The following is a 26,719-nucleotide window of genomic DNA, read 5'->3' as shown; positions in this document are numbered from 1 at the left end:
AGGACCAGGACCAGGGTCAGGGCCGGGGGCAGCAGTGGGATCCGCGCCAGGGCTGGCCGTTCGAATTCGGCGGACAGCGGTTCAACGGTGACACCGGCTCCTCGAAGACCACGTACAAGGCGATCCAGACCGACGCCTCCCTGAATCCGGGGAATTCCGGCGGCGCGCTGATCAATATGAACGGTGAGATCATCGGAATCAATTCGGCCATGTACGCGCCGAGTTCCGCGAACGGTTCCGCGGCCGGAAGCGTCGGCCTCGGATTCGCCATCCCCGTCGACACCGTCAAGGCCGACCTGCCGAGTCTGCGTGCGGGCGGCGACAGCTGAACGGCACACCGGACGCGTGCGAGTCTTGGGCCATGACGGCACAGACGGGACAGCAGAACGAAGCCGAGCGCATCCTCGTCGTCGACGACGAGCCGGCCGTACGGGAGGCCCTGCGCCGCAGCCTCGCCTTCGAGGGGTACGCGACGCGGGAGGCCGCCGACGGGCTCGACGCGCTCGCCGCCATGGAGTCGTACGCCCCCGATCTCGTCGTCCTGGACGTGCAGATGCCCCGCATGGACGGGCTCACCGCGGCCCGGCGGATCCGGGCCTCCGGCTCGACCGTGCCGATCCTGATGCTGACGGCCCGGGACACGGTCGGCGACCGGGTCACCGGGCTCGACGCGGGCGCCGACGACTACCTGGTGAAGCCGTTCGAACTGGACGAGCTGTTCGCCCGCATCCGGGCGCTGCTGCGGCGCAGCGCGTACGCCGCGCCCGCCGCCGCGCCGGCCGGGGACGGGGTCCTCGCCTTCGAGGACCTGCGCATGGACCCGGTGACGCGGGAGGTGACCCGGGGCGGGCGGCCGGTGGAGCTGACCCGTACCGAGTTCACCCTCCTGGAGATGTTCCTGACCCACCCGCGCCAGGTGCTGACCCGCGAGCAGATCCTGAAGGCGGTGTGGGGCTTCGACTTCGAGCCGAGCTCGAACTCGCTCGACGTGTACGTGATGTACCTGCGGCGCAAGACGGAGGCGGGCGGGGAGCCGCGCCTGGTCCACACCGTGCGGGGCGTCGGGTACGTGCTGCGCGGAGGGGGCGCGGAGTGAAGGGACGGGACGCGCGCGGTCCCCTCGCCTGGTTCCGGTCGCGGCCGCTGCGTTCACGGCTCGCGCTGCTCACCGCCTTCGCGGTGGCGGTGGCGGTGGCCGCGGTCTCGGCGGCCTGCTGGTTCGTGACGCGGGCCCAGCTGGAGGCGGAGCTGGACGCCTCGCTGCGCAACGTACGGCTGGACACCGGGGCGGTGACGGAGCTCCTCTCGGACTGCCGGCAGGGCCGCGGGCCGGCGGCCACCGTGGAGCCGTACACCGTGCAGGTGGTCCTCGCGAACGGTGCCGTGTGCACCTCGGGGCAGGCGCCGCTGCCGGTCGGGAGCGACGACCTCCGGGTCGCGCGGGGTGAACTGGCGTACGTGCTCCACACGGTGACGGACGCGGACGGACGCGAGATGCGGGTCTCGACCTATCCGCAGGCAGGTCCGCCCGGGATCGCGGTCTCCCTCGCCCGCTCGCTCTCCGAGATCGACAACTCCATGTCCACCCTGCGCTGGGTACTGCTGCTGGTCTCGGGGATCGGCGTCGTCGGCGCGGGCGCGGCCGGGCTGTGGGTGGCGCGCACCGGCCTGGAGCCGGTGGACCGGCTGACCGGGGCGGTGGAGCACGTGGCGGCGACCGAGGACCTGACGGTGCGGATCCCGGTGGAGGGCGAGGACGAGATCGCCCGGCTGTCGCGGTCGTTCAACGCGATGACGGCGGCGCTCGCGACCTCCCGGGACCGGCAGGCGCGGCTGATCGCGGACGCGGGGCACGAGCTGCGGACGCCGCTGACCTCGCTGCGGACCAACGTGGAGCTGCTGGCGCGCAGCGAGGAGACCGGACGGGCGATCCCGGCGGAGGACCGGCGGGCCCTGATGGCCTCGGTGAAGGCGCAGATGACGGAGCTGGCGTCGCTGATCGGCGACCTCCAGGAGCTGGCCCGCCCGGACACGGCGCGGCCCGGGCCGCTGGAGGTGGTGCCGTTCCACACGATCCTCCGCTCGGCCCTGGACCGGGCCCGGCTGCGCGGCCCGGAGCTCACCTTCAGGACGGACCTGGCGCCCTGGTACGTCCGGGCGGAACCGGCCGCTCTCGAACGGGCCCTGGTCAACGTGCTGGACAACGCGGTGAAGTTCTCGCCCCCGCGCGGCACGGTCGAGGTGACCCTGATGCGGGGCGAGCTGACGGTCCGGGACCACGGTCCGGGCATCGCGCCCGACGAACTGCCGCACGTCTTCGACCGCTTCTGGCGCTCGCCGTCGGCCCGCAGCCTGCCGGGATCGGGCCTGGGTCTGTCGATCGTGGCCCGTACGGTCCAGCAGGCCGGCGGCACGGTCGCGCTCGCCGCCGCGGAGGGCGGCGGCACCCGCGTCACCGTCCGCCTCCCGGGCGCCCCGACCCCGCCGCCGGAGACGGCACCCTGAGGGGGCCGTCGCGTCAGTTGTGGCGGAGGAGGGCCTCGACGAGGCCCGAGCGGGTGTTCGGGTAGTCCATCGGCACGATGCCCAGGCCGGTCTTCCCGGCCGCCTCCGTGCCGTCGAGCCAGGAGTGGACGCGGGGGTTGAGCCGGTCGGCGTTCCAGCGGGGCGGGAGGTAGGCGGCGGTGCTGACGAAGTTGACGTACAGCTTCCCCGGCTGCTGGTAGGCGGCGCGGAAGTGGGTCTCGATCTTCGGGTACTTGGCGTCGGGGAGGGCGTTCCAGTCGTCCTGGACCGCGAAGACGGCGGGGTCGGCCCAGCGCAGGCCCGGCAGGCCGGCGTTGTCGGCGAGGAGGACGACGCGCCCGCGGGCCTCGCCGAGGAGCGGGAGCCGGTCGGCGATCCGGAAGAGCGGGCGCCAGCCGCGCCGGTCGAGGTAGTCGTCGAAGACGGCGCGGAAGGCCGCGTCGGACTCCTCGGAGTACTCCTGCCTGACCCGCATGAGGACGGTCTCGGTGGGGTGCGCGGCGAGGAAGTCCCGGCAGGCGATCAGGACGTCGCCGAACATCATGTTCTGGTAGGAGGCGCCGTGGTGGATGGCGAAGGACCCTCCGGTCACCCGGCACCTGATGTCCAGGAACCGGATGCCGCTGTCCAGCTGCTGGGCGATGGTGGTGTTCTGGCACTCGCTCCACGGGCCGCCGAAGCGGGCCCCGGAGTCGTGCGTGCCGGGGATGGTGAGCCGCTGGAGCGGCGTCCCGTCCCCGTGCGCGGCCATCCACGCCCGTACGTCCACGGCCGATGCGGGAGGTGCCCCGACGAGCAGCGCGGCCCCGGCCCCCACCGCTCCCACGAGAAAGCGTCGTCGCTCCATGGGCGCACTATGACAGGTGCACGACAACGGCGCCAGGGTGCGGGAAAGGGCGGCTCCCCCGCACGCCCGAGAGCGTGCGGGGGAGCCGCCCCGCGTCCTACTTGATCACCGTGATGCGGTCCGCCGCCGGAACCGGCAGCGGGTTCGCGGCCGAGGAGTGCGCCGCCAGGTAGGCGTTGAACACGTCCAGGTCCGAGGCGCCGACCAGCTTGTTCGTGCCGGTCGCCAGCGCCGGGAAGCCGTCGCCGCCACCCGCGAGGAACTCGTTCATCGCGACCCGGTAGGTCTTCGCCGGGTCGATCGGCTCACCGTTCAGCCTGATCGTGCCGTCGACGACGCGATCCGCGCCCGTCTTCGTCATGTCCAGCGTGTAGGTGAGGCCCTTCGAGACCTGGAGGATCTTCACCGAGTTCAGGTTCGAGCCGCTGACCTGCTGCTTCAGCGCCTGAATGAGGTTCGCGCCACTCAGGTCGACCACGTTCATCATGTTGGTGAAGGGCTGCACGGTGAAGGACTCGCCGTACGTCACCACGCCGTCGCCCTCGGAGCCCGAGGCCTTGTACACCAGGTCCGCGCGTATGCCGCCCGGGTTCATCAGGGCCAGCTGCGCGCCGCCCTTGTCCGCCGGGGCCAGGCCCTCCAGCTGCGCGTCCGCGATCAGGTCGCCGAGCGGCTTCTCGTACGCCGTGGAGCCGCGCCCGTTGATGTCGGCGGCGATCCAGCCCTGCGGGCGGTTGGCGACCGGGGCGGCGAGCGCCTGCCAGTCCTGGATCAGGCCGGTCATGTCCGCGGCCTTCGGCACGTCGCGCGTGACGACGCGGTTGGCCGAGTCGACGGCCGTGCGCACGATGTCCTTGGTGCGGCGGTCGTAGGTCAGCGTCGTGTCGGTGTACAGCTTGCCGAACGCGGACGCCGAGGTGACCAGGCGCGGCTTGCCGGCCGGGTCGGGCACCGTGCACACGTACGCCTGGTGCGTGTGGCCGGTGACCAGCGCGTCCACCTGCGGCGAGACGTTCTTGGCGATCTCGGTGATCGGACCGGAGATGCCGTCGCCCGGGCCGGGGCTGTCGCAGTCGTAGTTGTACGAGGACGAGACCGGCGCGCCGCCCTCGTGGACCAGGGCGACGATGGACTTGACGCCCTTGCGCTCCAGGAGCTTGGCGTACTTGTTGATCGTCTCGACCTCGTCGCCGAACTTCAGGCCCTTGACGCCCTCGGCGGTGACGATGTTCGGGGTGCCCTCCAGGGTCACGCCGATGAAGCCGATGCGGACGCCGTCCTTCTCCCAGACGAAGGTCGGGTCGAGCAGCGGCTTGCCGGTCTTCTCGTCCGTCACGTTGGCCGCGAGGTACGGGAAGTCGGCGCCCTCGAACTTCTCGCCCTTCACGAAACAGCCGGCCGTCGGGTGGCAGCCGCCGTTCTGCATGCGGGCCAGCTCGCGCGCGCCCTCGTCGAACTCGTGGTTGCCGACCGAGGTGACGTCGAGGTCCAGGCCGTTCAGGGCGTGGATCGTCGGCTCGTCGTGGAAGAGGCCGGACAGCAGCGGGGAGCCGCCGATGAGGTCACCGGCCGCCGCCGTGATGGAGTAACGATTCCCCTGACGGGCCTGGCGCAGGTGCGTCGCCAGGTACTCGACGCCGCCCGCGTCGATCTTCTCGACCCGGCCGTCCGGGTGGGTGTGGCTGACCTGGCCGGAGGAGCCGGCCGGCGGCTCCAGGTTGCCGTGGAGGTCGTTGAAGGAGAGGAGCTGGACGTCGACCATCCGCCCCCAGCCCTTGCCGTTGGTGCCGGACGCGGCGGTCTCCGCGGCGTCCTGCGAGGCCCCGGCGGGCAGCGCGGCGACGAGCGCCCCGGCGGTCGCGAGCCCCGCGCCGACGGCGAGAATGCGCCGCCCCGCCTTGTTCTTCCTCGGTGTCGTTCCCATCTCTCCCTGGTCCCTTTGCCCCGGTACGCGGCCCTGATCGTCCCCCGTCTGCGCACGCAGCCTAAGGTCAACGCGCGTAGCGCAACAGGGGTCGGCCGGTTACAAGACAGTTGCCCTTGGCTGACGAAGTGTCGCCGTAGGCTCGTCCCATGACTTCCGACGCGGCGCCGGCCCTCGAACCGGGACGGCAGATCCACACGTATGACGAGCTCTCGCCCGAGCAGGTCCAGGACGTACTGGACCTGCTCGAGGCCGCGGACCGCGCCGACGGCGTGCACGCCGTCTCCGAGCAGGGGCGGCTCTACCTGCGCAACGGCCGGCGCGAGGGCGTCCGCCACTTCCTCCTGACGGTGGGCCCCGCGCTGTACGGCTACGCCCAGCTGGAGGAGACCGACCCGGTCGAGGCCCCGGCCGCCGAGCTGCTCGTCCACCCGGCGCACCGCGGACGCGGCCACGGCCGGGCCCTCGGCACCGCCCTGCTCGCCGCCTCCGGCAAGCGGCTGCGCGTCTGGGCGCACGGCGGCAGGTCGGCGGCCCGCCACCTCGCCCAGGTCCTCGGCCTGACCCTCTTCCGCGAGCTGCGGCAGCTGCGCCGTCCGCTGAGCCCGCTGGACCTCCCGGAGCCGGTGCTGCCCGAGGGCGTCACCGTCCGCACCTTCGTCCCCGGCCAGGACGACGCCGCCTGGCTCGCGGTCAACGCGGCGGCCTTCGCGCACCACCCGGAGCAGGGCTCGCTCACCCAGCGGGACCTGGACGACCGCATGGCGGAGCCGTGGTTCGACCCCAAGGGCTTCTTCCTCGCCGAGCGCGACGGCCGGATCGTCGGCTTCCACTGGACGAAGACGCACGCCGAGGAGCAGCTCGGCGAGGTGTACGTGGTCGGCATCCTGCCGGAGGCCCAGGGCGGCGGCCTCGGCAAGGCCCTGACGGCGATCGGCCTGCGCCACCTGGCGGCGCAGACGCTGCCGACGGCGATGCTGTACGTGGACGCCGACAACACGGCGGCGGTACGGGTCTACGAGGGGATGGGCTTCACCACGCACGAGGTGGACCTGATGTACCGCGCGGAGTCGTAGCGGCGCGGGCCAACTTCCGGAAGTGCGGGGCGGTTGACACCGCCCCCTTCTTTCCACCACCCCTTCACTACTTGATTAGTGAAAGGGTGGTGAAAGGAACGTGGTCGAGTACCGCATCGACCGGCGCAGTGGCGTCGCCACCTACCTCCAGATCGTCCAGTAGACGAAACAGGCCCTCCGCATGGGCCTCCTGGAGCCCGGCGACCGGCTGCCCACCGCACGCGAGGTCGTCGAAGCCACGGCGATCAACCCCAACACGGTCCTCAAGGCCTACCGGGAACTCGAACGCGAGGGCCTCGTCGAAGCCCGCCGCGGGCTCGGCACCTTCGTCCGCGCCACGCTCGGCACCGCCGCCCCCGCCGACTCGCCCCTGCGCGGCGAGCTCGCCGACTGGGCGCGCCGCGCCCGCGCCGCCGGACTGGACCGCGAGGACGTGGCCGCCCTCTTCACCGCCGTACTGAAGGAACACTTCGAGGGGGACGACGACCGATGACACGAGACGCCGCTCTGGCGGCCGGGCTCCTGGGCCTGCGCCACGGAGGACGACGGGGCCGCTGGGCCCTGCGGGAGTGCGACTTCAGCCTCCCCGCCGGCCGGATCTGCGCCCTCGTCGGCCCCAACGGCGCCGGCAAGTCCACCCTCCTCGCCCTCGCGGCCGGGCTCCTTCGCCCCACCGAGGGCCACGTCACCGCCCCGGAGCGGGAACGGATCGGGTACGTCGCCCAGGACAAGCCGCTCCACCCCCGGCTCAGCGTCGCGGACACCCTGCGCATGGGCCGCGAACTCAACCCGGGCCGCTGGGACGAGGCCGCCGCCCTCCGGGTCCTGGCCGACGCGCTCGACCCGCGCTCCCTCGTACGGAACCTCTCCGGCGGCGAGCGCACCCGCGTCGCCCTCGCGCTCGCCCTCGGCAAGCGGCCCGAACTGCTGCTCCTGGACGAGCCGATGGCCGACCTCGACCCGCTCGCCCGCCACCAGCTGATGGGCCTGCTCATGGCCGACGCGGCCGAACACGGCACCACCGTCGTCATGTCCTCGCACATCCTCACCGAGCTGGAGGGCGCCTGCGACCACCTCCTGCTCCTCGCCGGCGGACGCATCCGCCTCGACGGCCCGGTCGACGACCTCCTCGCCGCCCACACCCTGCTCACCGGCCCCGTCGCCGACCTCGCTCCGCACACGGTGGTCGAGTCCCGCACCACGGGCCGTCAGCTCACGGCGCTCGTCCGCCACGAGGGCCCCGTCGAAGGCCCCTGGGAGACCTGGGAACCCTCCCTGGAGGACCTCCTCCTCGCCCACCTCCGCACCACCGAAGGAGCCTCCGCATGAGCGGCCTCGCCCTGAAGGGCACGACATGGGTGACGGTACGGCTGCACCGGCGGGCGCTCTGGACGGCGGGCGCGGTGGTGGTGCTGGCCGGGGCGGTGATCGGGGCGCTGTGGATCTGGGACGCCCGGGTGCCCGACACGTACACCCAGGGCGGCCAGACCCTGCCCGCCCGGACCGACACCGGCCGGGACCTGCTGAGCTCCGCCGTGGGCGGGGTGGCCGACGGCATGCTCCTCCTGCCGGTCCTCCTCGGCGCCTTCGTCGCGGGCCCGCTCGTCGCCCGCGCGTACGAGTCGGGGACGTACAAGCTGTCGCTCACCCAGTCGGTCGGCCCCGCCGCCTGGCTCCGCGCCAAGCTCCTCACCGTGACCGTCGCGGCCCTCGTCACGGCCCTCGCCCTGACCGTCCTGTACCGGCTGGCCCAGGGCCACCTCACCGACACCCGGCACCGGGACTTCGACCTCGGCCCGTACGAGGTGACCGGCCTGGTCCTCTTCGCCCAGCTCCTCGCCGCCGTCGCCGCCGGCGCCCTCCTCGGACTGCTGGTCCGCCGCACCCTCCTGGCCATGGCGGCCACCGGCACGGTCCTGGGCGTGGTGCTGCTCGTGCTCGGATCCCTCCGCTGGTCGCTCCTGCCGGTGCGGACGATCACCGGCCCGAACGGGGACATGCTGATGCCCCGGGACAACGGGCTGCTCATGGACACGGGGCTGCTCACCTCCACCGGCGCCCGCTTCGACCGGGAGATCTGCTGGCAGGAGGCCAACGCCGCCCCCGGCGTGGACGCGGACCACGACCTGTGGATCACGGCGCACGAGCAGTGCCTCACCCGCAACGACATCACCGCCCAGTACGTCGACTACCACCCCCAGTCCCACTTCTGGCCCGCCCAGTTCATCGAGTCCGGCATCCTCCTCGCCCTCGCCGCGCTCGCCCTCTTCGCCGCCTTCCGCGTGCTGCGCACCCGCCACCCGTAGGGGCTTCCGGGGGCGGGGCCGGGCACTCGCGCGGCCCCGCCCCCGATTCCGTCACGCCACGTCCCCGTTACCGACCGTTCAGACGCGCTTGCGACGCTCACGCAATGAAGCGCTCCGTGCCCGTGCCCGCCAGGGCCCTCCCCAAGGGGAGACTTCCCTCCACCACGGCCCGCTCCGACGCGCCCGACCACCCGTTCGCGCGGAAGAATGGGGCCATGAGCCAGCAGCCCGCCGAGGTCCCGGTCCAGTCCTCCGCCACCCCGTCCGCGCAGCCGTCCGTCGGCTCCATCGCCGCGCACCGGCCCCAGGTCGTTCACCCGAACGGCGTAGGGGGCATCAGTTCCGGTCTGGACTCCGATCCCGACGCGTACGAGGGGGACGGCGACGGTCACGACGAGCTGCCCCCGGGGCGCTTCCTCGACCGTGAACGCAGCTGGCTCGCCTTCAACGAGCGCGTCCTCGAACTCGCCGAGGACCCCGGCACGCCCCTCCTGGAGCGGGCCAACTTCCTCGCGATCTTCGCCTCGAACCTCGACGAGTTCTTCATGGTCCGCGTGGCCGGCCTCAAGCGCCGCATCGCCACCGGCGTGGCCACGCGCTCCGCCTCGGGCCTCCAGCCCCGCGAGGTCCTCGACCTCATCTGGACCCGCTCGCGCGAGCTCATGGCCCGGCACGCCGCCTGCTTCCAGCAGGACGTCGCGCCCGCCCTGGCCGACGAGGGCATCCACCTGATCCGCTGGCCCGAGCTGACGGAGAAGGAGCAGGCCCGCCTCTTCACCCTCTTCCGGCAGCAGATCTTCCCCGTCCTCACCCCGCTCGCCGTCGACCCGGCCCACCCCTTCCCGTACATCTCGGGTCTCTCGCTCAACCTCGCCGTGGTCGTCCGCAACCCGGTCAGCGGCCACCGCCACTTCGCGCGCGTGAAGGTGCCGCCGCTGCTCTCCCGCTTCCTGGAGGCCTCCCCGCAGCGGTACGTCCCGCTGGAGGACGTCATCGCGGCGCACCTGGAGGAGCTGTTCCCCGGCATGGAGGTGCTCGCGCACCACATGTTCCGGGTGACCAGGAACGAGGACCTGGAGGTCGAGGAGGACGACGCCGAGAACCTGCTCCAGGCGCTGGAGAAGGAGCTCATGCGGCGCCGCTTCGGCCCGCCGGTCCGCCTGGAGGTCGAGGAGTCGATCGACCCGTACGTGCTCGATCTGCTGGTCCGCGAGCTCAAGGTGTCCGACGCCGAGGTGTACCCGCTGCCGGGCCCGCTCGACCTCACCGGTCTCTTCGGCATCGCCGGGCAGGACCGGCCCGAGCTGAAGTACCCGACGTTCGTCGCCGGCACCCACCGGGACCTCTCCGAGGTGGAGTCGGCGTCCGCGCCGGACGTCTTCGCCGCGCTGCGCGAGCGGGACGTGCTGCTGCACCACCCGTACGACTCCTTCTCGACGTCCGTGCAGGCCTTCCTGGAGCAGGCGGCGGCCGATCCGGACGTCCTCGCGATCAAGCAGACGCTCTACCGGACCTCGGGCGACTCGCCGATCGTGGACGCGCTGATCGACGCGGCCGAATCGGGCAAGCAGGTCCTCGTCCTGGTCGAGATCAAGGCCCGCTTCGACGAGCAGGCCAACATCAAGTGGGCGCGGAAGCTGGAGGAGGCCGGCTGCCACGTCGTCTACGGCCTCGTCGGCCTCAAGACCCACTGCAAGCTGTCCCTTGTGGTACGGCAGGAGGGCGAGCTGCTGCGCCGCTACTCCCACGTCGGCACCGGCAACTACCACCCGAAGACGGCCCGGCTCTACGAGGACCTCGGCCTGCTCACCGCCGACCCGCAGGTGGGCGCCGACCTGTCCGACCTGTTCAACCGGCTCTCCGGCTACTCGCGCCGCGAGACGTACCGCCGGCTCCTCGTCGCCCCCAAGTCGCTGCGCGACGGGCTGGTCTCCCGGATCACCAAGGAGATCGTCCACCACCGGGCCGGGCGCCCCGCCTACGTCCGGATCAAGGTCAACTCGATGGTCGACGAGGCCGTCATCGACGCCTGCTACCGGGCCTCGCAGGCCGGGGTGCCGGTCGACATCTGGGTCCGCGGCATCTGTGCCGTACGGCCCGGCGTCCCCGGCCTCTCGGAGAACATCCGGGTCCGGTCGGTCCTCGGCCGCTTCCTGGAGCACTCCCGGATCTTCGCCTTCGGCAACGGCGGCGAACCGGAGGTCTGGTTCGGCAGCGCCGACATGATGCACCGGAACCTCGACCGCCGGATAGAGGCCCTCGTCCGGGTCTCCGACCCCGCCCACCGGGCGGCCCTCACCCGGCTCCTGGAGACCGGGATGTCCGACACCACCACCTCCTGGCACCTCGGCCCCGACGGCAACTGGACGCGCCACGCGACCGACGCCGAGGGCAAGCCGCTGCGGCACGTCCAGGAGATGCTCATCGACGCCCGGAGGCGGCGGCGTGTCCAACCCTGACCACTACCCCCAGGACGTCATGGCGGGCGAGGTCCTGGCCCCGTACCTGCACGCCCGGGCCGCGGACTTCCTCCGCGGCCTGCGGCTGCACCGCGAGAGCGGCGCCGACACGGCCGGGGCGGAGGAGGCCGCCCGGACCCTGCGGGCCGCCGCGCGCCGGATCAGCGGGACCCTGCACACCTTCCGGCCGCTGCTCGACCCGGTCTGGGCCGACCAGCTCCGCGCCGAGCTGGCCTGGCTCTCCGGGACCCTGGCCCTGGAGCAGGCCTGCACCTCCCGGCTCGTCCGCCTGGTGGACGCGCTGTCCCGGCTGTCGAGCGCCAGTGGGCCCGTCCCCGCCGCCCGGGGCGAGCGGAGCGCCGGCCTCACCGTCGGCGCCGCCCGGGCCGGCGCGCTCCTGGAACGCCAGCTCACCCTGGCCCGTACGCGGGCCCACTCGGCGGCCCTCCAGGCGCTCGGCTCCTCCCGCTTCCACGCGGTCGCCGACGCGGTGGCGCTCCTCGCCTCCGAGGTGCCGCTCGGCCCGGCGGGGACCGCCCCGGCCGCCGAGGTCCTGGACGGCCCGGCCGCCGTCGCCGAGCGCCGCCTGCGGGAGGCGGTCGCCGCGCTCCCGCTGACCCGGGCCGCCCACCCGTACAACGCCGAGGCGCTCGCCCTGTCGGCCGGGGAGACGCAGGACGCGCCCTGGCACCACACGCGGCTCCTGCTGCGCCTCCACCGGTACGCCTCCGAGGTCCTGCACACCGGCGGCGAACCCGACACGGTGCTGTACGAGGCGGCCCGGGCCCTCGACCGGCACAGGGACGCCGCCGAGGCCGCGACCGCCGCCGCCACGGCCGCCCGGACGCCGAGGATCGCCCCGGCGACCGCGTACGCCCTGGGCGTCCTCCACGCCGACCAGCGCCACGAGGTCGAGGCGGCCCGCTTCGCCTTCCAGCGGGCCTGGCGGAACGCGACGGCCCCGGTGCCATGAACGCCGCCACGGCCCCGTCGGGCCCCGGGACCGGGGCCGCCGCCCCGGTCTTGGCGGCCGGATGCGTCCTGTGGCGCCCGGCGGTTTCCGGCCATCCCGGCGACTCCGCCGGGATCGAGGTGGCCGTGATCCACCGGCCCAAGTGGGACGACTGGTCCCACCCCAAGGGGAAGCGGAAACGGGGCGAGACCGCCGAGGAGTGCGCCCTGCGCGAGGTCCTGGAGGAGACCGGCCACCGCTGCGCGCTGGGCGCCCGGCTCCCCACCGTCCGCTACACCGCGTCCGGCCGCCCCAAGGTGGTCGACTACTGGGCCGCCCGCGCCCTGAGCGGCACCTTCGCACCCACCCGGGAGGTCGACGCCCTGCTCTGGCTGCCGCCGGCCGAGGCCCGCGCCCGCCTCACCCGGCCCCAGGACCGGGCGCTCCTGGACGCCCTGCCGGTGCCGCCGGCGCACCGGTGACGCCGTCCGCACCCGGGCTTACGGCACGGTTCACTTCCCGTTCACCCTCCTCCGCCGACCGCTTCACCTGTTCTGCCTAATTTCGGCCTTACGAGGTGCTCGGAGCACGACGATGCACCCACAACCCCGATACGCGCCGCCCTCGGACGTCCGGACACCAGGTCCACGGCATGGCGGCTTCTGGAAGGAACACCCGAAAGTGAAGCTTTCGCGCAAGAACGGGCTTCGCGCCTCCGCGATCGGTGCCCTCGTCGTCTCCGGTGCGCTCGTCCTCTCGGCGTGCGGTTCGGACAACAACACGGAGCCCACCAAGGGCGATGGCGGCAAGACCAGCAACTCCGCCTCCTCGAACATCAAGTGCGAGGGCGCCAAGGGCCAGCTGCTCGCCGCCGGCTCCAGCGCCCAGAAGAACGCGATGGACCTGTGGGTCAAGAACTTCCAGGCCGCGTGCGAAGGCGTCGAGGTCAACTACCAGGGCATCGGCTCCGGTGGCGGCATCACCAAGTTCAACCAGGGCCAGGTGGCCTTCGCCGGCTCCGACTCCGCGCTGAAGGAGGAGGAGGTCGCCGAGTCGCAGAAGATCTGCAAGGGCGGCAAGGGCGTCAACCTCCCCATGGTCGGCGGCCCCATCGCCATCGGCTACAAGCTGGAGGGCGTGGACAACCTCGTCCTGGACGCCTCCACCCTCGCCAAGATCTTCGACACGAAGATCACCAAGTGGAACGACCCGGCGATCGCCAAGCTCAACCCGGGCGCCAAGCTCCCCGACACCACGATCCAGGCCTTCCACCGCTCGGACGAGTCGGGCACCACCCAGAACCTGGGCAAGTACCTTTCCACCGCGGCTGCCGCAGACTGGAAGTACGACCCGAAGTCCAAGTCGTGGCCCGCCCCGGGTGGACAGGCCGCCAACGGCTCCTCCGGTGTCGCCACCGCCGTCAAGGACGCCGAGGGCTCCATCGGCTACTTCGAGCTCTCGTACGCCACCTCCAACAAGATCTCCACGGTCAGCATCAACACCGGTGCCTCCGCCCCGGTCGCCGCCACCACGGAGAACGCCTCCAAGGCCATCGCCGCCGCCAAGGTCAAGGGCACCGGCAACGACGTGGCGCTCTCCCTCGACTACGCCACCAAGGCCGAGGGCGCCTACCCGCTGGTCCTCGTCACCTACGAGATCGCCTGCGACAAGGGCAACAAGGCGGAGACCCTGCCGACCCTGAAGGCCTTCCTGAACTACGCGATCAGCGAGGAGGGCCAGAAGGTCCTCGCCGAGGCCGACTACGCCCCCATGCCGGCCGAGATCGCGGCCAAGGTCCGCGCGATCGTCCCGACCCTGTCCTGATCCCCGGCCGGGGGCGGCCCCTCACCTCCCGTGGAGGGGCCGCCCCCGGCATCCGGTGCACCGCCGCCAGGAGCCGTACACCCGTACCGGCCCCGCAGACCGGAGAAGCCGATGGCTACCACCACACCCGACCTCCCCAGGAGCCGGCGCCCCAAGGGCGCGGCCCGCCCCGGAGACCGCATCTTCAGCGGCCTCTCCCGGGGTTCCGGCATCACGCTCCTCGTGATCATGGCCGCGATCGCGGTCTTCCTCACCTACCGCGCCGTCCTCGCGATATCCCAGGACAGCACCAACTTCTTCACCACCTTCGAGTGGAACCCGGCCGGGAACCCGCCGGTCTTCGGCATCGCCGTCCTCGCCTTCGGCACGGTCGTCTCCTCGATCGTCGCGATGGTCATCGCCGTACCGATCGCCATCGGCATCGCGCTGTTCATCTCCCACTACGCGCCGCGCAAGCTGGCCAAGCCGCTCGCGTACGTGGTGGACCTGCTCGCCGCCGTGCCCAGCATCATCTACGGCCTCTGGGGCGCGATCTTCCTGGTGCCGTACCTCGACGGCCTCAACCAGTGGCTCGACACCTACCTGGGCTGGACGTACATCTTCGACAAGTCCAGCGACGGCGTCGCCCGCAACCTCTTCACCGTGGGCATCCTGCTGGCGATCATGATCCTCCCGATCATCACCAACGTGACCCGCGAGGTCTTCCTCCAGGTCCCGAAGATGCACGAGGAGGCCGCCCTCGCCCTCGGCGCCACGCGCTGGGAGGTCATCCGCATGTCGGTGCTGCCCTTCGGCCGCTCCGGCATCATCTCCGCCTCCATGCTCGGCCTCGGCCGCGCGCTCGGCGAGACCATGGCCGTGGCCGTCGTCCTCTCCCCCAGCTTCCTCATCTCGGGCCACCTGCTCGACCCGGGCGGCGGCACCTTCGCCCAGAACATCGCCGCGAAGTTCAACGAGGCCGACGAATTCGGCCGGGACGCCCTGATCGCCTCCGGTCTCGTCCTCTTCGCCATCACCCTGCTGGTCAACGGCGCGGCCCGGTGGATCATCGGCCGACGCAAGGAGTACTCGGGGGCAGCGGCATGAGCCACGCCATTCAGGATCGTCCGGTCGCCGTGACCCCGCGCCGCGGAACCCTCGCCCACGCCCGCCTCCCGCGCTGGACGCCCGCCGCGGTCGCGGCCGGCTCCATCGCCGCCGGCATCGGCATCGGCGCGGGCGCCGGCTGGCACAGCAAGATCCAGTGGGGTCTGATCGCGGCGCTGATCTTCGTCGCCGCCACCTACACGATCACCTCCAAGGTGGAGGGCTCCCGGCAGGCCAAGGACCGCGTCGCCACCAGCCTCGTCTGGGTCTGCTTCGTCCTCGCCGTCGTCCCGCTGCTCTCCCTCGCCTGGGTCACGATCAGCAAGGGCATGACCGTCCTCGACGGCTACTTCCTCACCCACTCGATGAACGGCGTCCTCGACGCCGAGGCCGGCGGCGGCGTCTACCACGCCCTCCTCGGCACCGTGGAGCAGGTCGGCATCGCGACCCTGATCGCCGCGCCCATCGGCCTCCTCACCGCCGTCTACCTCGTCGAGTACGGCGGTGGGAAGCTGGCCCAGGCCGTCACCTTCTTCGTCGACGTCATGACGGGCATCCCGTCGATCGTCGCGGGCCTCTTCATCCTCGCCACCTGGAACCTGATGCTGGGCTTCGGCCCCTCCGGTTTCGCCGGCGCGATGGCCCTCGCGATCCTGATGATGCCGGTCGTCGTCCGCTCCACCGAGGAGATGCTCAAGCTCGTCCCGAACGAGCTCCGCGAGGCCTCCCTCGCCCTCGGCATCCCGAAGTGGCGCACCATCCTGAAGGTGGTCCTGCCCACCGCGATCGGCGGCATCACCACCGGCGTCATGCTCGCCGTCGCCCGCATCACCGGCGAGACGGCCCCGGTCCTGCTCCTCGTGTTCGGTACGAAGCTCATCAACCCGAACCCCTTCGAAGGCGCCCAGTCCTCCCTGCCGCTGTACGTCTACGAGCAGTACGCGGTCGGCACCGACGCCGCCGTGGCCCGCGCCTGGGCCGCCGCGCTCGTCCTGATCGCCTTCGTCATGATCCTCAACCTGGTGGCCCGCGGCATCGCCCGCTGGAAGGCCCCGAAGACCGGCCGCTGACCGCGGTCGATTGGAAGTGATTCACATGGCCAAGCGGATCGACGTCAGCGGCCTCTCCGCCTACTACGGCACCCACAAGGCGATCGACGACATCTCCATGACCGTCGAGCCCCGCTCGGTGACGGCCTTCATCGGCCCCTCCGGCTGCGGCAAGTCCACCTTCCTGCGCACCCTGAACCGCATGCACGAGGTCACCCCGGGCGGCCGCGTCGAGGGCAAGGTGATGCTGGACGACGAGAACCTGTACGGCTCCCACGTCGACCCGGTGGCCGTCCGCCGCACGGTCGGCATGGTGTTCCAGCGCCCGAACCCCTTCCCCACCATGTCGATCTTCGACAACGTGGCGGCGGGACTGCGGCTCAACGGCTCGTACAAGAAGTCCGAGCTGAACGACATCGTGGAGCGCTCCCTCAAGGGCGCGAACCTCTGGAACGAGGTCAAGGACCGCCTGAACAAGCCGGGCTCCGGCCTCTCCGGCGGCCAGCAGCAGCGTCTGTGCATCGCGCGGGCGATCGCGGTCGAGCCGGAGGTCCTGCTGATGGACGAGCCGTGCTCGGCCCTCGACCCGATCTCCACGCTCGCCATCGAGGACCTCATCGGCGAACTGAAGGAGCGCTTCACGATCGTCATCGTGACGCACAACATGCAGCAGGCGGCGCGCGTCTCGGACCGTACGGCCTTCTTCAACCTGGCGGCCGTCGGCCAGCCCGGCAAGCTGATCGAGCTGGACGACACGGAGCGCATCTTCTCCAACCCGAGCGTCCAGGCGACCGAGGACTACATCTCGGGCCGCTTCGGCTAGCCCGCCCTCCGTACGGGACGCCCCGCCGTCCCGGGGCGTCCCGTACGGACCCCCTCCGCACAACCGCCCCCGGCCCGGGGGTCACCACGTGCGGGGCACGACCTCCCCCACGAGCGAACCCACCACCGGGCGCCCCCCACACGCCCCCGGCCCGGGGCCACCACGTGCGGGGCAACTCCTTCCGCACGAGCGAACCCACCACCGGGAGCAACCACCACGCCCCCGGCCCAGGGTTCCACGTGCGGGGCAACTCCTTCCGCACGAGCGAACCCACCACCGGGAGCAACCACCACGCCCCCGGCCCAGGGTTCCACGTGCGGGGCAACTCCTTCCCCACGAGCGAACCCACCACCGGGAGCAACCACCACGCCCACGGCCCAGGGTTCCACGTGCGGGGCAAGTTCGTCTGCGGTGCTGCATGGCGGTGCCACCGTACGACGAAGGGCCCGGCTCCCCCAGGGGAGCCGGGCCCGACCACGTTCCGGCCGCCGTGGCCGACCGGGGTCAGCCGAAGGCCAGCCTGACCACGAAGTAGCTCACCGCGGCGACCGCCCCCGCCGCCGGCATGGTGATGAACCAGCCGAGGATGATGTTCTTGGCGACACCCCACCGCACCGCGTTGACCCGCTTCGTCGCGCCCACGCCCATGATCGCGGAGGTGATGACGTGCGTGGTCGAGATCGGCGCGTGGAAGAGGAACGCCGAGCCGAACATGATCGACGCGCCGGTCGTCTCCGCCGCGAAGCCCTGCGGCGGGTCCAGCTCGATGATCTTGCGGCCGAGCGTCCGCATGATGCGCCAGCCACCCGCGTACGTACCGAGCGACAGCATCACGGCACAGGAGATCTTCACCCACACCGGGATCTCGTCACCGGCCTGCTGGACGTCGGCGATGACGAGGGCCATCACGACGATGCCCATCGTCTTCTGGGCGTCCTGGAGACCGTGCCCGAGGGCCATGCCGGCCGCGGAGACGGTCTGCGCGATGCGGAAGCCGCGCTTGGCCTTGTGCGGGTTGACCTTGCGGAAGATCCACATGATGGCGCACATGACCAGGTATCCGGCCACGAGGCCGACGACCGGCGAGATGAACATCGGGATGACGATCTTCTCGAGCACACCCGACCAGATGACCTCGGTCCCGCCGGCCAGCGCCGCGCCCACCATGCCGCCGAACAGGGCATGGGAGGACGAGGACGGCAGCCCGAAGTACCAGGTGACCAGGTTCCAGATGATCGCGCCGACGAGCGCGGCGAAGAGGATGCCCATCCCCTTGTCGCCGGTGGGGGTCGCGATCAGCCCCTCGCTGACGGTCTTGGCGACGCCCTGCCCGAGGAAGGCGCCGACGAGGTTCATCACCGCCGCCATCGCGAGCGCCGCCCGGGGCGTCAGGGCCCGGGTCGACACGGAGGTCGCGATGGCGTTGGCGGAGTCGTGGAAGCCGTTCGTATACGTGAAGCCGAGCGCGACACCGATGGTCACGATCAGAGCGAAGGTGTCCACGAAGCTCAGGACTCCTTGACCGCGATGGTCTCCACCGTGTTCGCCACGTGCTCGAAGGCGTCGGCCGCCTCCTCCAGCACATCCACGATCTGCTTCAGCTTCAGCACCTCGATGGCGTCGTACTTGCCGTTGAAGAGGTGGGCGAGCAGCTTGCGGTGGATCTGGTCCGCCTGGTTCTCCAGCCGGTTGACCTCGATCCAGTACTCGGTGAGGTGGGACATCGTCCGCAGGTTGGGCATGGCCTCGGCGGTCAGCTCCGCCGCCCGGGCCAGGACCTCGATCTGCTGCTCGACGCCCTTGGGAAGTTCCTCGACGTTGTAGAGGACGACCAGGTCGACGGCCTCCTCCATGAAGTCCATGATGTCGTCGAGGCAGGAGGCCAGCGAGTAGATGTCCTCGCGGTCGAACGGCGTGATGAACGAGGAGTTCAGCTGGTGGAAGATCGCGTGGGTGGCGTCGTCACCGGCGTGCTCCGCTGCCCGCATCCGCTCCGCGATCTCGCCCCGGGCGGAAGGCTCCGCCCCGAGCAGTTCCATCAGGAGCTTCGAGCCCGTGACGATGTTGTCCGCGGACGCGGCGAACATGTCGTAGAAGCTCGTCTCCCTGGGGGTCAGACGAAAGCGCACGTGGGGTCCTCGGGGTGCTGGGTTTCGGTCAGGCTGATGCTAGGCGCATCATCCGGCCACGGCTAACCGGCGTCTCTCAGTGTCGCCCATCAGGCACAGTGATCTGCACGTGCCCCCGCCCGGATCGGCGGGGATCGGTACCATATACCCACGAGGGGTATACACCCCCTTCATGGACAGCGGGAGGACGCGATGACGACCACCGAGACGGACCAGGTCACCCCCGAGACCGTCGAGGCCGTCCAGGCCGTCGAGGCGGCCGGCCACGCACGGACCGACCACGCGCACGGGGTCCACGGCTACCACAAGCAGAAGGACGAGCACCTGAAGCGGCTGCGCCGCATCGAGGGGCAGATCCGGGGCCTGCAGCGGATGGTGGACGAGGACGTCTACTGCATCGACATACTCACGCAGGTCAGCGCCTCCACCAAGGCGCTCCAGTCCTTCGCCCTGCAGCTCCTGGAGGAGCACCTGCGGCACTGCGTCGCGGACGCGGCGGCGACCGGCGAGGGCATCGACGAGAAGGTCGAGGAGGCGACGAAGGCGATCGCCCGGATGCTGCGGACCTGAGACGGACCCCGGCGGTCGCCCGCGCCGTGGCGCCGCGGGTCAGCGGCCGCGCGGACCGCGTTCGGCCCCGACCCGCAACACCTCGTCGATGCGGTCGGGGCTGAGCCGCTCCCCGTCAGCGGTGGCGGCGGCGATCATCAGCTCGCCGCAGAGTTCTATCTCGGCGAGGGCCACGCACTCCGGGTCCGGGGATGCGGTCGCGTTCGCTGTCGCTGTCGCCGTACCGGGCGGGGCCACACGCCATCACCTCTTCCTGCCGGAGTCGGTATCCCAGCGTAGGGAGCGCACCACACAGCGCGCATGACACGTCCGGACCATTTGCCCATGGTCCGCACCATGGCCCGGCGGCCGGCCTTCGAGGCCGGTTCAGGCCTTGATCTTCCCGGCGTAGATGTCCCGGCGGTCGGGCAGCGTGACCTCGACGGCGGCCCCGAATCCGTACAGGAGCGTGGTCGACGCGACCGCGACCGTACGGCCCTGGTTGCTGAAGGTGAACTGGTGGCGGACCTTCCTCAGCAGCCCTTCCGCGTCCAGGTACGCGTCGAAGGGGACCGTGTCCGTGGCGAACCCCTCCGCCGCCGCGGCCAGCGCCCCGCGCAGCTGCGGCGAGGCCGCGCGGGCGGCGCGCGCGAGGTCGGCGACGCCTCGGTAGTGGCCGACTTTCACCCCTGCGAGGTCGATCTCACCGAGGTACGTGACGTCCCCGGCGCCCCGCAGCAGTTCGGCCGCCGCTCCGGGGTCGGTGGCGCCGCCCGTGACGAGGTTGCCGTCCTCCAGGGTGGTCGTGTCCACGCGCACCCACTTGTCGGCGGGCACGCCGGCCCCCCGGTTCTTCATGTAGAGCGCGCCGGGGGTGAGGAGTTCGGTGATCGGCCGGTGCTCGCTCGCCCCGACCGCGGCGTGCGGCAGCACCACCTGGAGCCGGCCCGTGCGGCGCCGGAAGTCGTAGCCGCCCTCGCCGCGGATGGTGACGCGGGTCCCGCCGGTGGCCATCTCCATCGAGGTCGTGGCCTTGGCGGAGCCCGCCTTCGTCAGGACGTCGGCGGCGTTCCGTACGGTCCGGGCCGGGTCCGGCGCCGGCTTGGGGTCACCGGATGCGGCGCACCCGGTGAGCGCCGTGGCGCCGAGGCAGCCGATCAGAGCCGCGGCGGCGGCGAGGCTCCCGCTCCCGTGCCCGCGCGGGCGCCCGTACCGCTGCTCCACCATCGCCTGCCAACCCCCAACGCCTCACCGCTGTTCGCCCGGGCCCCGCGCTTCCCCGGGGCCTGTGGATCCGGGGATTCCCGATCCGCATAACGACGGCACCGGCGACCCGTCACGCGCAGTACGGTGGTGGGGTGCACGAGCAGTCCCCGCATGAGACGACCACGACGGAGCGCGGTGCGTTCGCGCTGGCACGCTGCGCCTGCGGCTGGACGGGTCCGGCGCGCCGATCCCGGGACCGCGCCCGTACGGACGCCGCCGACCACCTCCGCACGGCGGCGGCCGGCGCCGCGTGCCCGGCGGGCCCGGCGGAGTCCCTCGGCTAGATCCCGTGTGCCCGAGGGCTGTCAGGCGGCCAGGTCGCTGTGGCCGGTGGCCGGGCCGCCGATCCGGGGTTCCGGGATGCCGACCGTCTCCGCCCGGTGCGGGCTCGCCGCGCGCCGGGAGCGGACGAGGCGGGCGCCCCGGCCGGAGCGGGCCACTGCGGAGACGACGGGCGTCAGGAGCGCGCTCGCGACCGGGGCGAGGAGCAGCGCCACCGCCGTACCGAGGGCGAAACCGCCGATGACGTCGGTCGGGTAGTGGACGCCCATGTAGACGCGGGCGAAACCCTCGGCGAGGGCGAGGCCGATGGCGGCGAGGCCGAAGCGGCGGTCGGCGACGAAGAGGGCGACGCCGAGCGCCATGGCGAGGGTGGCGTGGTCGCTGACGAAGGAGAAGTCGGTCTTGCCCTCGACGAGGACTTCGAGGTTCTTGTGGTCCTTGAACGGCCGGGGGCGTTCGACGAAGTCGCGGATGGGGACGTTGACGAGAAGCGCCATGCCGGCGGCGAGGGGGGCCCAGACGATGCCGGTCACGGCCGTGACGGAGTCGGCGGGGGTGCCGCGCCGGCGGGCGCTCCACCAGCACCAGAGCACGACGAGGACCGTGCCGAGCAGGAGACCGTACTCGCCGACGAAGCCCATGACCCGGTCGAACCACGGCGGGGCGGTCTTCGCCAGCCCGTTGATGTCGTGGAGCAGGCTGACATCGGGGTTCGAAGCGTCCGATGCGAGTCCAGCCATTGCTGCGGCCCCTTGCTCTCGTGTCTGGTTTCCAACCCCCGTGGTCAGAGCGGTCGGATCAGGGAACGAACCGCCTGAGGCTCACGTTCCGCTGTCTCCGGTGGATCATGCCGACGTTATCGAAGAGTGACGGTCCGCCGCAGCTCAGGGGCCGCCTCGGACGGAGAGTTCCAGCCATGTCCGGTACGCCGCGGGCGGTGTCCGACACTCCGTCGGTTCCGTTCACGGCTGCGGGAGATGGGTGGGCAGCGCGGCGGCGCCGTCCGCGGTGACGCGGGTGGCGCCGAAGTAGTCCGGGGTGTCGATCCTGTCGAAGCGGATCACGGCTCCGGTGCGCGGGGCGTTGATCATGTAGCCGCCGCCGACGTAGATGCCGACGTGCCGGATCGCCCGCGAGTTGGTCAGGTCGTCCGAGAAGAACACCAGGTCGCCGGGGAGCAGTTCGTCGCGGCCGGGATGCGGGCCGGCGTTGTACTGGTCGTTGGCGACGCGCGGCAGGTGGATGCCGACGCTCGCGTACGCGGCCTGCGTCAGGCCCGAGCAGTCGAACCGGCCGCCCTGCTCGGCCGTGCCCGTGCCGCCCCACAGATAGAGGGTGCCGAGCTTCTGCTGGGCGTAGTAGATGGCTCCGGCGGCCTGCTTGGAGGGGGAGACGCGGCCGGCGGGGCGGGCGAAACTCTTCTCCAGCGAGCGGATGATCCGGACATAGTTCTGGGTTTCCTTGTACGGCGGCACACCGCGGTACTGGATGACCCGGTAGGCGCCCGCGTTGTACGCGGCCAGCATGTTGTTCGCCGGGTCGCCGGGGACGTTCTTCACGTAGCCGGCGAGCGCGCAGTCGTACGAGGCGGCCGAGGGGATGGCGTCCCGCGGGTCCCAGATGTCGCGGTCGCCGTCGCCGTCGCCGTCGATCCCGTGGCTCGCCCAGGTGCCGGGGATGAACTGGGCGATGCCGCGGGCGTTGGCGGGGGAGACGGCCCGGGGGTTCCAGCCGCTCTCCTGGTAGAGCTGGGCGGCGAGCAGCGCCGGGTTGATGGCGGGGCAGAGGTTGCCCCAGCGCTGCACGAGTCCCTGGTAGAGGGCGGGGACGGCGCCCTTGGCCAGGGACACGGTGCCGTTCTTGCCGCTGCCCGCGCCGCCGAGGAGTCCGGCGGCGGCGGAGTACGTGCCGACGACGAGCAGCAGGAGGAAGCCGAGGCACAGGCCGAAGGCCCCGCCGGCCATCAGCCATGCCCGGCCGGCCCTCCCCGCCCCGCCCGGCCTGCCCGCCCTACGCACCGTCAACCACCCCTCGGCTCCCGGCAGTACGTTCCGGGGCGCCAGTCTAGGCGGGGAGGGGCCTCCTGGGGACCGTGCGCGACACGGTGGTCACGGCGGGAGACGGGGCGCCGGGGGCGCACCGGGCGCTCGGGGCGGGGTCACGCGGCACGTGGCCGGGGCACGTGACGGGGTCACGCCCCCTTGAGGACCTCCACGAGGCTGGAGCTGCTGTCGCCGCCCCGGCCCGCCTCGACCCCGCGCCGGAACAGATCGGCGACGGCGGCCGGCAGGGCGCCGTCCACGCCCGCGTCGGTGACGGTGTGCAGGACGTGCTCGACGCTGGCCAGGCCCATGGTGAGGCGGTCCACGTCGCCGGCGTGGTTGCCCGCGTCCACGCGGGGCGCGTAGAAGTCGAGGAACCGGCCGAGGTCGAGGGCGCCGTGGGCGTAGGGCAGGAGCTCGGTGGCGCTGATGCCGTGGGCACCGGCGAGGGCGAGCGCCTGCCAGTAGCCGGAGAGCGCCGTCCAGAACATGACCATGTTGAGCTGGTAGTACAGCGCGGCGAGGCCGGGGTCCTCACCCCGGTGGTCGGTCTTCCCGGTGATGACCGCGAGGGTCTCCCGGTGGGCCTCGAAGACGTCCAGGGGGCCGCTGTAGAAGGTGGCGGACTCCGGGTCGCCGACGCCGGACGGCGGCACGAGCACGCCACCGGTGAGCTGGACGGCGCCGCGCTCGGCCAGCCAGGCGGCCCCCTCGCGGGCACGCTCCGGGGTGTCGGAGCTGAGGTTGACGATCACGCGGCCCTTGAGGACGGCGGGGTCGACGGTGTCGAGGATGCCGTGGACGGCGTCGTAGTCGGTGAGGCTGAGGACGACGACCTGGTTGGCGGCGACGGCCTCCTCCGGGCCGGCCGCGAGGACGGCGCCCTTGCTCACCAGCTCGTCGGCGCGGCTCGCGGTGCGGTTCCAGAGGGTCACGGCGTACCCCCGGTCGAGGTAGGCGGCGGCCATGGCGCGGCCCATGGGGCCGAGTCCGATGACGGTGACGGAAAGGCTCTTCTGCACGGGGTACCCCCTCGGTGGGCGTGGGCGGAGCGCACACGCGGACGGACGCACGGCACCGGACAGGGCCCGGCCCGTGAAGCGATGGGCTAAAACGAACGCTCTACTCAGCGCTCGTGCCGACCGTAGCACGGTTCTAAAACGAGCGCTCTACTCAATGGGCCGGTAGACTCTCCCCATGCAGACGCGGACCAGCAGCAGCACGCGCGACCGGATCGTCGTCGCCGCCTCACGCCTCATCCAGCGTCAGGGCTACGTCGGCACCGGCATCAAACAGATCGCCCAGGAGGCGGACGCCACCCTCGGCTCCGTCTACCACTTCTTCCCGGGCGGCAAGGAGGCGGTCGCCGTGGCCGCCATGGAGCACGGCCGCGAGGAGTTCGCCGACCTCCTGCGCTCCGCCCTCGACGCCGAGCGCGACCCCGCCGCCGCCCTGGACGCCTGCGCCCGCGCCCTGGCCGGCGCGCTGCGCGCCTCCGACTGGACCGAGGGCTGCCCCGTCACCGCCGCCGCCCTGGAGACCCTCGGCGAGGAGAACCCCATCCAGCAGGCCTGCGCCACCGCCTACCGCTCCTGGCAGAACCTCGTCGCCGAGAAGCTCCTCGACTGCGGCCTCCCCGCCCCCGAGGCGCGCGACCTGGCCGTCACCGTCATCAGCACCCTCGAAGGCGCCGAGGTGACCGCCCAGATCACCCGCACCGAGACCCCGCTCCTCCTGGCGGGACGTCACCTCGCGCGCCTGGTCGGCTCGTACGCCTGACGCCGCCCCAAGAGTGCAACAACGACAATCATTGCCCGGAGTCACCCTCCGTGATACACAGAGTGACCGTACGCTTCTTCGCGTGAGCCCGACCGCACAGCCGCAGGTCAAGACGGTCAGATCGGTCAGATGTGCGGGGATCGGGTAAAGAGAGCCGCCAAGCCGTCACACGCAGGCGGTTTCATCGGCGAAGATAGGGCGATGACCCATGCCGTCCGGCAGGGGCAGCAGCTAACTACCCATACAGGGGCGGTGAGTTACATGTACCTGGCGGCTGAAAAGGGCGACATCACCACCATCATCGGTGGAATCGCCCCCAACTGGGGACCCTTCGGGAGCCTCGGCAACGAAGCCAAAGTGATGATCGAGGTCGTGATGGCCGTGGCCATCCTGCTCTGCCTCGGCATCGCCATCTGGGGAGCGGCCAAGCAGCGCATCGGCGCGACCGCGCTCCGCGACACGTTCAGCGCGGAACAGGGCAAGGGCCTGATCGTGGCCGGCCTCACCGGCGTCTTCATCATCGGATCACTGGGGACGCTGTTCACCATCGTGTACGGGATGGCCGTCTGACCGACCGTCGGACCCCGATCCCGTCCTCCGAGGCCTGCTGAAATGCGTTCCCTGATGCCCAGTCATGTTGCAGCACTGTCGTACCCGCGAACGAGTGAGGGGGCGTACCCGGCATGAGCCTCGGCGACGAGCACGACGGCTTCGGCGGCGTGGGCGGCTCGGGCCAGACCCGTACCCGCCTGCCCGAGGGCAACAGCGGTGACGTCTACGGCGGCGCCCGCCGCCCCGTACGGAGCTCCCGCTCCCTCGTCACGGTCGTGGGCGTGGTGGTCCTGCTCATCGCCGCCATCGCCTTCGCCAACCGCGGCGGCGGCGACCGCACGGACGCGACCCCCACCGCCGGCACCGCCGCCCCCCGCGGCGAGGCCGGCGCCCCCACGTCCGCGACGGGCGTCCGCCCGGTCACCGCCAAGAACGGCGCCGTCCCGACGGGCTTCGCGCACGACGAGCAGGGGGCGCAGAGCGCGGCGGCGAATTACGCGGTGGCGCTGGGGTCGGACGGCATGTTCAACACCGGCCGGCGCCACGAGATCGTCAGCGCTGTCGCCGACGCGAGCGCGGTTCAGCAGCTTCAGGCCGGCTTCGACGCCGACTACTCGCAGGGCTTCCTGGAGCAGATCGGCCTCAATGAGGACGGCAGCGCTCCGGCCGGAACAACGTTCGTCAGCCGGACCATCCCCGTCGGAACGAAGGTCAAGAGCTACTCCGACGCAACCACCGAGATCGACGTCTGGTCCGTCGGCATGTTCGGCCTGACCGGCGAAGCATCGACGAAGCCCGTCACCCACGGGTGGTTCACCATCAGCTTCAAGCTCAAGTGGGACGGGACCGACTGGAAGGTTCTCTCGACCGCCCAGCGCACCGGTCCCACGCCCGTCAACGGAGACAACCCCGTCTCCGGTTCCGAGGAGATCACGGACGCCGTCCAGGAGTTCGGGGGGTTCACCTATGCCCGCTAGGGCGCACCACTACGGGCGCACCGTCCTTTCCGCGCTGGTGACGGCGCAGGTCGCGCTGGTCGCCCTGGCATCCCGCGCGACCGCGGCCCCCACCCCTACCCCAACCGCCCCCAGCGCGACCGAAGACCCCTGCGCGCTGATCGCCGGCCCCGCCCGCGACTACTGCGAAAACGGCCAGCCCAGCGGCACCCGCGCCCCCGCCGCCGACCCCGCCGCCACGCTCGACCCGCTGTCGTCGCTCGCGCGCGGCTGCGCCGACGCCGCCGTGAAG

27 protein-coding genes and 2 pseudogenes are annotated in these 26,719 nt (G+C 71.8%); 20 read left to right on the top strand and 9 right to left on the bottom strand.

Annotated features, from left to right (window positions below; all coding sequences use genetic code 11):
* The 3 genes from RIF68_RS03270 to RIF68_RS03260 form a co-directional block, all read left to right on the top strand.
* Window positions 1–329 (top strand): trypsin-like serine protease (locus tag RIF68_RS03270; protein ID WP_309049568.1); only part of this gene is annotated, 329 nt, incomplete at its 5' end.
* Between the two features lie 32 nt (window positions 330–361).
* Window positions 362–1,096 (top strand): response regulator transcription factor, encoded by a 735-nt coding sequence (locus RIF68_RS03265; protein ID WP_309049567.1) that lies wholly within the window; start codon window positions 362–364, stop codon window positions 1,094–1,096.
* Window positions 1,093–2,505 carry a HAMP domain-containing sensor histidine kinase gene (locus tag RIF68_RS03260; RefSeq protein WP_309049566.1) on the top strand — a complete coding sequence of 471 codons (1,413 nt, stop codon included), beginning with the start codon at window positions 1,093–1,095 and terminating at the stop codon, window positions 2,503–2,505. The genes RIF68_RS03265 and RIF68_RS03260 overlap by 4 nt, the downstream gene beginning before the upstream one ends.
* Before the next feature lie 13 nt (window positions 2,506–2,518).
* Here RIF68_RS03260 and RIF68_RS03255 read toward each other — a convergent pair whose 3' ends face one another.
* Together RIF68_RS03255 and RIF68_RS03250 are read right to left on the bottom strand one after the other, a co-directional pair.
* Window positions 2,519–3,373, bottom strand: a complete 855-nt coding sequence (locus RIF68_RS03255) for a phosphatidylinositol-specific phospholipase C (RefSeq protein WP_309049565.1) — start codon at window positions 3,371–3,373, stop codon at window positions 2,519–2,521.
* Between the two features lie 97 nt (window positions 3,374–3,470).
* Entirely contained in the window at window positions 3,471–5,297 is a 1,827-nt protein-coding gene (locus tag RIF68_RS03250) for a bifunctional metallophosphatase/5'-nucleotidase (RefSeq protein ID WP_309049564.1), read from the bottom strand.
* Window positions 5,298–5,446: 149 nt separating this feature from the next.
* Between RIF68_RS03250 and mshD the strand changes: the two genes are divergently transcribed.
* The 11 genes and pseudogenes from mshD (at window position 5,447) to pstB (ending at window position 16,872) form a co-directional block, all read left to right on the top strand.
* Window positions 5,447–6,373: a mycothiol synthase gene (gene mshD / locus RIF68_RS03245; protein WP_309049563.1), complete on the top strand. Its 927-nt coding sequence runs from the start codon at window positions 5,447–5,449 to the stop codon at window positions 6,371–6,373.
* Between the two features lie 100 nt (window positions 6,374–6,473).
* Window positions 6,474–6,866 (top strand): annotated as a pseudogene (locus tag RIF68_RS03240) (GntR family transcriptional regulator).
* Complete coding sequence (locus RIF68_RS03235; protein ID WP_309049562.1) at window positions 6,863–7,702, top strand: ABC transporter ATP-binding protein; 840 nt, start codon at window positions 6,863–6,865, stop codon at window positions 7,700–7,702. The pseudogene RIF68_RS03240 and the gene RIF68_RS03235 overlap by 4 nt, the downstream one beginning before the upstream one ends.
* Window positions 7,699–8,679, top strand: coding sequence for an ABC transporter permease (locus RIF68_RS03230; protein ID WP_309049561.1), 981 nt, complete (start codon window positions 7,699–7,701; stop codon window positions 8,677–8,679). Before RIF68_RS03235 ends, RIF68_RS03230 begins: the two co-directional genes overlap by 4 nt.
* Before the next feature lie 215 nt (window positions 8,680–8,894).
* Window positions 8,895–11,138 (top strand): RNA degradosome polyphosphate kinase, encoded by a 2,244-nt coding sequence (locus RIF68_RS03225; protein WP_309049560.1) that lies wholly within the window; start codon window positions 8,895–8,897, stop codon window positions 11,136–11,138.
* Complete coding sequence (locus RIF68_RS03220; protein WP_375165666.1) at window positions 11,125–12,111, top strand: CHAD domain-containing protein; 987 nt, start codon at window positions 11,125–11,127, stop codon at window positions 12,109–12,111. The genes RIF68_RS03225 and RIF68_RS03220 overlap by 14 nt, the downstream gene beginning before the upstream one ends.
* Complete coding sequence (locus RIF68_RS03215; protein WP_309049559.1) at window positions 12,108–12,572, top strand: NUDIX hydrolase; 465 nt, start codon at window positions 12,108–12,110, stop codon at window positions 12,570–12,572. Before RIF68_RS03220 ends, RIF68_RS03215 begins: the two co-directional genes overlap by 4 nt.
* Window positions 12,573–12,771: 199 nt before the next feature.
* A complete protein-coding gene (gene pstS / locus RIF68_RS03210) occupies window positions 12,772–13,914 on the top strand; it encodes a phosphate ABC transporter substrate-binding protein PstS (RefSeq protein ID WP_309049558.1) in 1,143 nt (380 codons plus the stop codon).
* A 111-nt stretch (window positions 13,915–14,025) separates the two neighbouring features.
* Window positions 14,026–15,000 carry a phosphate ABC transporter permease subunit PstC gene (pstC, locus tag RIF68_RS03205; RefSeq protein WP_309049557.1) on the top strand — a complete coding sequence of 325 codons (975 nt, stop codon included), beginning with the start codon at window positions 14,026–14,028 and terminating at the stop codon, window positions 14,998–15,000.
* A complete protein-coding gene (gene pstA, locus RIF68_RS03200; protein WP_309049556.1) occupies window positions 14,997–16,070 on the top strand; it encodes a phosphate ABC transporter permease PstA in 1,074 nt (357 codons plus the stop codon). The genes pstC and pstA overlap by 4 nt, the downstream gene beginning before the upstream one ends.
* Before the next feature lie 25 nt (window positions 16,071–16,095).
* Window positions 16,096–16,872 (top strand): phosphate ABC transporter ATP-binding protein PstB, encoded by a 777-nt coding sequence (gene pstB, locus RIF68_RS03195; RefSeq protein ID WP_309049555.1) that lies wholly within the window; start codon window positions 16,096–16,098, stop codon window positions 16,870–16,872.
* 504 nt (window positions 16,873–17,376) lie between these two features.
* On the opposite strand, the gene RIF68_RS03190 is transcribed toward pstB, so the two are convergent.
* Together RIF68_RS03190 and RIF68_RS03185 are read right to left on the bottom strand one after the other, a co-directional pair.
* On the bottom strand, window positions 17,377–18,375 hold the full coding sequence (locus RIF68_RS03190; protein ID WP_309049554.1) for an anion permease: 999 nt from the start codon (window positions 18,373–18,375) through the stop codon (window positions 17,377–17,379).
* Window positions 18,376–18,380: 5 nt separating this feature from the next.
* Window positions 18,381–19,001, bottom strand: a complete 621-nt coding sequence (locus tag RIF68_RS03185; protein WP_309049553.1) for a DUF47 family protein — start codon at window positions 18,999–19,001, stop codon at window positions 18,381–18,383.
* Between the two features lie 192 nt (window positions 19,002–19,193).
* On the opposite strand from RIF68_RS03185, the gene RIF68_RS03180 reads away from it, so the two are divergent.
* Window positions 19,194–19,571 (top strand): metal-sensitive transcriptional regulator, encoded by a 378-nt coding sequence (locus RIF68_RS03180; RefSeq protein ID WP_309049552.1) that lies wholly within the window; start codon window positions 19,194–19,196, stop codon window positions 19,569–19,571.
* A 39-nt stretch (window positions 19,572–19,610) separates the two neighbouring features.
* On the opposite strand, the gene RIF68_RS03175 is transcribed toward RIF68_RS03180, so the two are convergent.
* Window positions 19,611–19,808 (bottom strand): hypothetical protein, encoded by a 198-nt coding sequence (locus RIF68_RS03175; protein WP_375165183.1) that lies wholly within the window; start codon window positions 19,806–19,808, stop codon window positions 19,611–19,613.
* Between the two features lie 129 nt (window positions 19,809–19,937).
* Window positions 19,938–20,777, bottom strand: coding sequence for a hypothetical protein (locus RIF68_RS03170; RefSeq protein ID WP_309049550.1), 840 nt, complete (start codon window positions 20,775–20,777; stop codon window positions 19,938–19,940).
* Window positions 20,778–20,908: 131 nt separating this feature from the next.
* Here RIF68_RS03170 and RIF68_RS03165 point away from each other — a divergent pair, with 131 nt between their 5' ends.
* The gene (locus tag RIF68_RS03165; protein WP_309049549.1) at window positions 20,909–21,100 is read left to right on the top strand and encodes a hypothetical protein; all 192 of its coding nucleotides are present in this window, start codon (window positions 20,909–20,911) and stop codon (window positions 21,098–21,100) included.
* Window positions 21,101–21,121: 21 nt separating this feature from the next.
* Here the strand turns inward: RIF68_RS03165 and RIF68_RS03160 are convergent, their stop codons facing one another.
* The 3 genes from RIF68_RS03160 to RIF68_RS03150 form a co-directional block, all read right to left on the bottom strand.
* Window positions 21,122–21,838, bottom strand: coding sequence for a phosphatase PAP2 family protein (locus tag RIF68_RS03160; RefSeq protein ID WP_309049548.1), 717 nt, complete (start codon window positions 21,836–21,838; stop codon window positions 21,122–21,124).
* 222 nt (window positions 21,839–22,060) lie between these two features.
* The gene (locus tag RIF68_RS03155) at window positions 22,061–23,062 is read right to left on the bottom strand and encodes a bifunctional lytic transglycosylase/C40 family peptidase (protein ID WP_309049569.1); all 1,002 of its coding nucleotides are present in this window, start codon (window positions 23,060–23,062) and stop codon (window positions 22,061–22,063) included.
* Between the two features lie 227 nt (window positions 23,063–23,289).
* Entirely contained in the window at window positions 23,290–24,162 is an 873-nt protein-coding gene (locus tag RIF68_RS03150; protein ID WP_309049547.1) for an NAD(P)-binding domain-containing protein, read from the bottom strand.
* A gap of 175 nt (window positions 24,163–24,337) precedes the next feature.
* On the opposite strand from RIF68_RS03150, the gene RIF68_RS03145 reads away from it, so the two are divergent.
* From RIF68_RS03145 to RIF68_RS03130, 4 genes and pseudogenes are all read left to right on the top strand, one after another.
* Window positions 24,338–24,919, top strand: a complete 582-nt coding sequence (locus RIF68_RS03145; protein WP_309049546.1) for a TetR/AcrR family transcriptional regulator — start codon at window positions 24,338–24,340, stop codon at window positions 24,917–24,919.
* 261 nt (window positions 24,920–25,180) lie between these two features.
* Complete coding sequence (locus RIF68_RS03140) at window positions 25,181–25,489, top strand: hypothetical protein (RefSeq protein WP_024757447.1); 309 nt, start codon at window positions 25,181–25,183, stop codon at window positions 25,487–25,489.
* A 113-nt stretch (window positions 25,490–25,602) separates the two neighbouring features.
* Window positions 25,603–26,448: a hypothetical protein gene (locus RIF68_RS03135; protein WP_309049545.1), complete on the top strand. Its 846-nt coding sequence runs from the start codon at window positions 25,603–25,605 to the stop codon at window positions 26,446–26,448.
* Window positions 26,438–26,719: pseudogene (locus tag RIF68_RS03130) on the top strand (hypothetical protein); the annotation flags it as partial. The gene RIF68_RS03135 and the pseudogene RIF68_RS03130, both read left to right, overlap by 11 nt.

Origin of the sequence: Streptomyces sp., from assembly GCF_031178505.1 — a bacterium.
Lineage (GTDB): Bacteria > Actinomycetota > Actinomycetes > Streptomycetales > Streptomycetaceae > Streptomyces > Streptomyces gulbargensis.
The sequence above is the reverse complement of the archived record's forward strand: the minus strand, read 5'-3'. Positions and strand labels throughout refer to the sequence as shown.

Excerpts from the sequence above, each read along its gene's own strand:
- pstC (WP_309049557.1), top strand. The coding sequence starts at position 14,026 with ATGGCTACCACCACACCCGACCTCCCCAGGAGCCGGCGCCCCAAGGGC.
- mshD (WP_309049563.1), top strand. The coding sequence starts at position 5,447 with ATGACTTCCGACGCGGCGCCGGCCCTCGAACCGGGACGGCAGATCCAC.
- RIF68_RS03235 (WP_309049562.1), top strand. The coding sequence starts at position 6,863 with ATGACACGAGACGCCGCTCTGGCGGCCGGGCTCCTGGGCCTGCGCCAC.
- RIF68_RS03215 (WP_309049559.1), top strand. The coding sequence starts at position 12,108 with ATGAACGCCGCCACGGCCCCGTCGGGCCCCGGGACCGGGGCCGCCGCC.
- RIF68_RS03160 (WP_309049548.1), bottom strand. The coding sequence starts at position 21,838 with ATGGCTGGACTCGCATCGGACGCTTCGAACCCCGATGTCAGCCTGCTC.
- RIF68_RS03250 (WP_309049564.1), bottom strand. The coding sequence starts at position 5,297 with ATGGGAACGACACCGAGGAAGAACAAGGCGGGGCGGCGCATTCTCGCC.
- RIF68_RS03145 (WP_309049546.1), top strand. The coding sequence starts at position 24,338 with ATGCAGACGCGGACCAGCAGCAGCACGCGCGACCGGATCGTCGTCGCC.
- RIF68_RS03140 (WP_024757447.1), top strand. The coding sequence starts at position 25,181 with ATGTACCTGGCGGCTGAAAAGGGCGACATCACCACCATCATCGGTGGA.
- RIF68_RS03135 (WP_309049545.1), top strand. The coding sequence starts at position 25,603 with ATGAGCCTCGGCGACGAGCACGACGGCTTCGGCGGCGTGGGCGGCTCG.
- RIF68_RS03255 (WP_309049565.1), bottom strand. The coding sequence starts at position 3,373 with ATGGAGCGACGACGCTTTCTCGTGGGAGCGGTGGGGGCCGGGGCCGCG.
- RIF68_RS03230 (WP_309049561.1), top strand. The coding sequence starts at position 7,699 with ATGAGCGGCCTCGCCCTGAAGGGCACGACATGGGTGACGGTACGGCTG.
- RIF68_RS03265 (WP_309049567.1), top strand. The coding sequence starts at position 362 with ATGACGGCACAGACGGGACAGCAGAACGAAGCCGAGCGCATCCTCGTC.
- RIF68_RS03155 (WP_309049569.1), bottom strand. The coding sequence starts at position 23,062 with ATGGCCGGCGGGGCCTTCGGCCTGTGCCTCGGCTTCCTCCTGCTGCTC.
- RIF68_RS03170 (WP_309049550.1), bottom strand. The coding sequence starts at position 20,777 with ATGGTGGAGCAGCGGTACGGGCGCCCGCGCGGGCACGGGAGCGGGAGC.
- RIF68_RS03180 (WP_309049552.1), top strand. The coding sequence starts at position 19,194 with ATGACGACCACCGAGACGGACCAGGTCACCCCCGAGACCGTCGAGGCC.
- RIF68_RS03225 (WP_309049560.1), top strand. The coding sequence starts at position 8,895 with ATGAGCCAGCAGCCCGCCGAGGTCCCGGTCCAGTCCTCCGCCACCCCG.
- pstA (WP_309049556.1), top strand. The coding sequence starts at position 14,997 with ATGAGCCACGCCATTCAGGATCGTCCGGTCGCCGTGACCCCGCGCCGC.
- pstB (WP_309049555.1), top strand. The coding sequence starts at position 16,096 with ATGGCCAAGCGGATCGACGTCAGCGGCCTCTCCGCCTACTACGGCACC.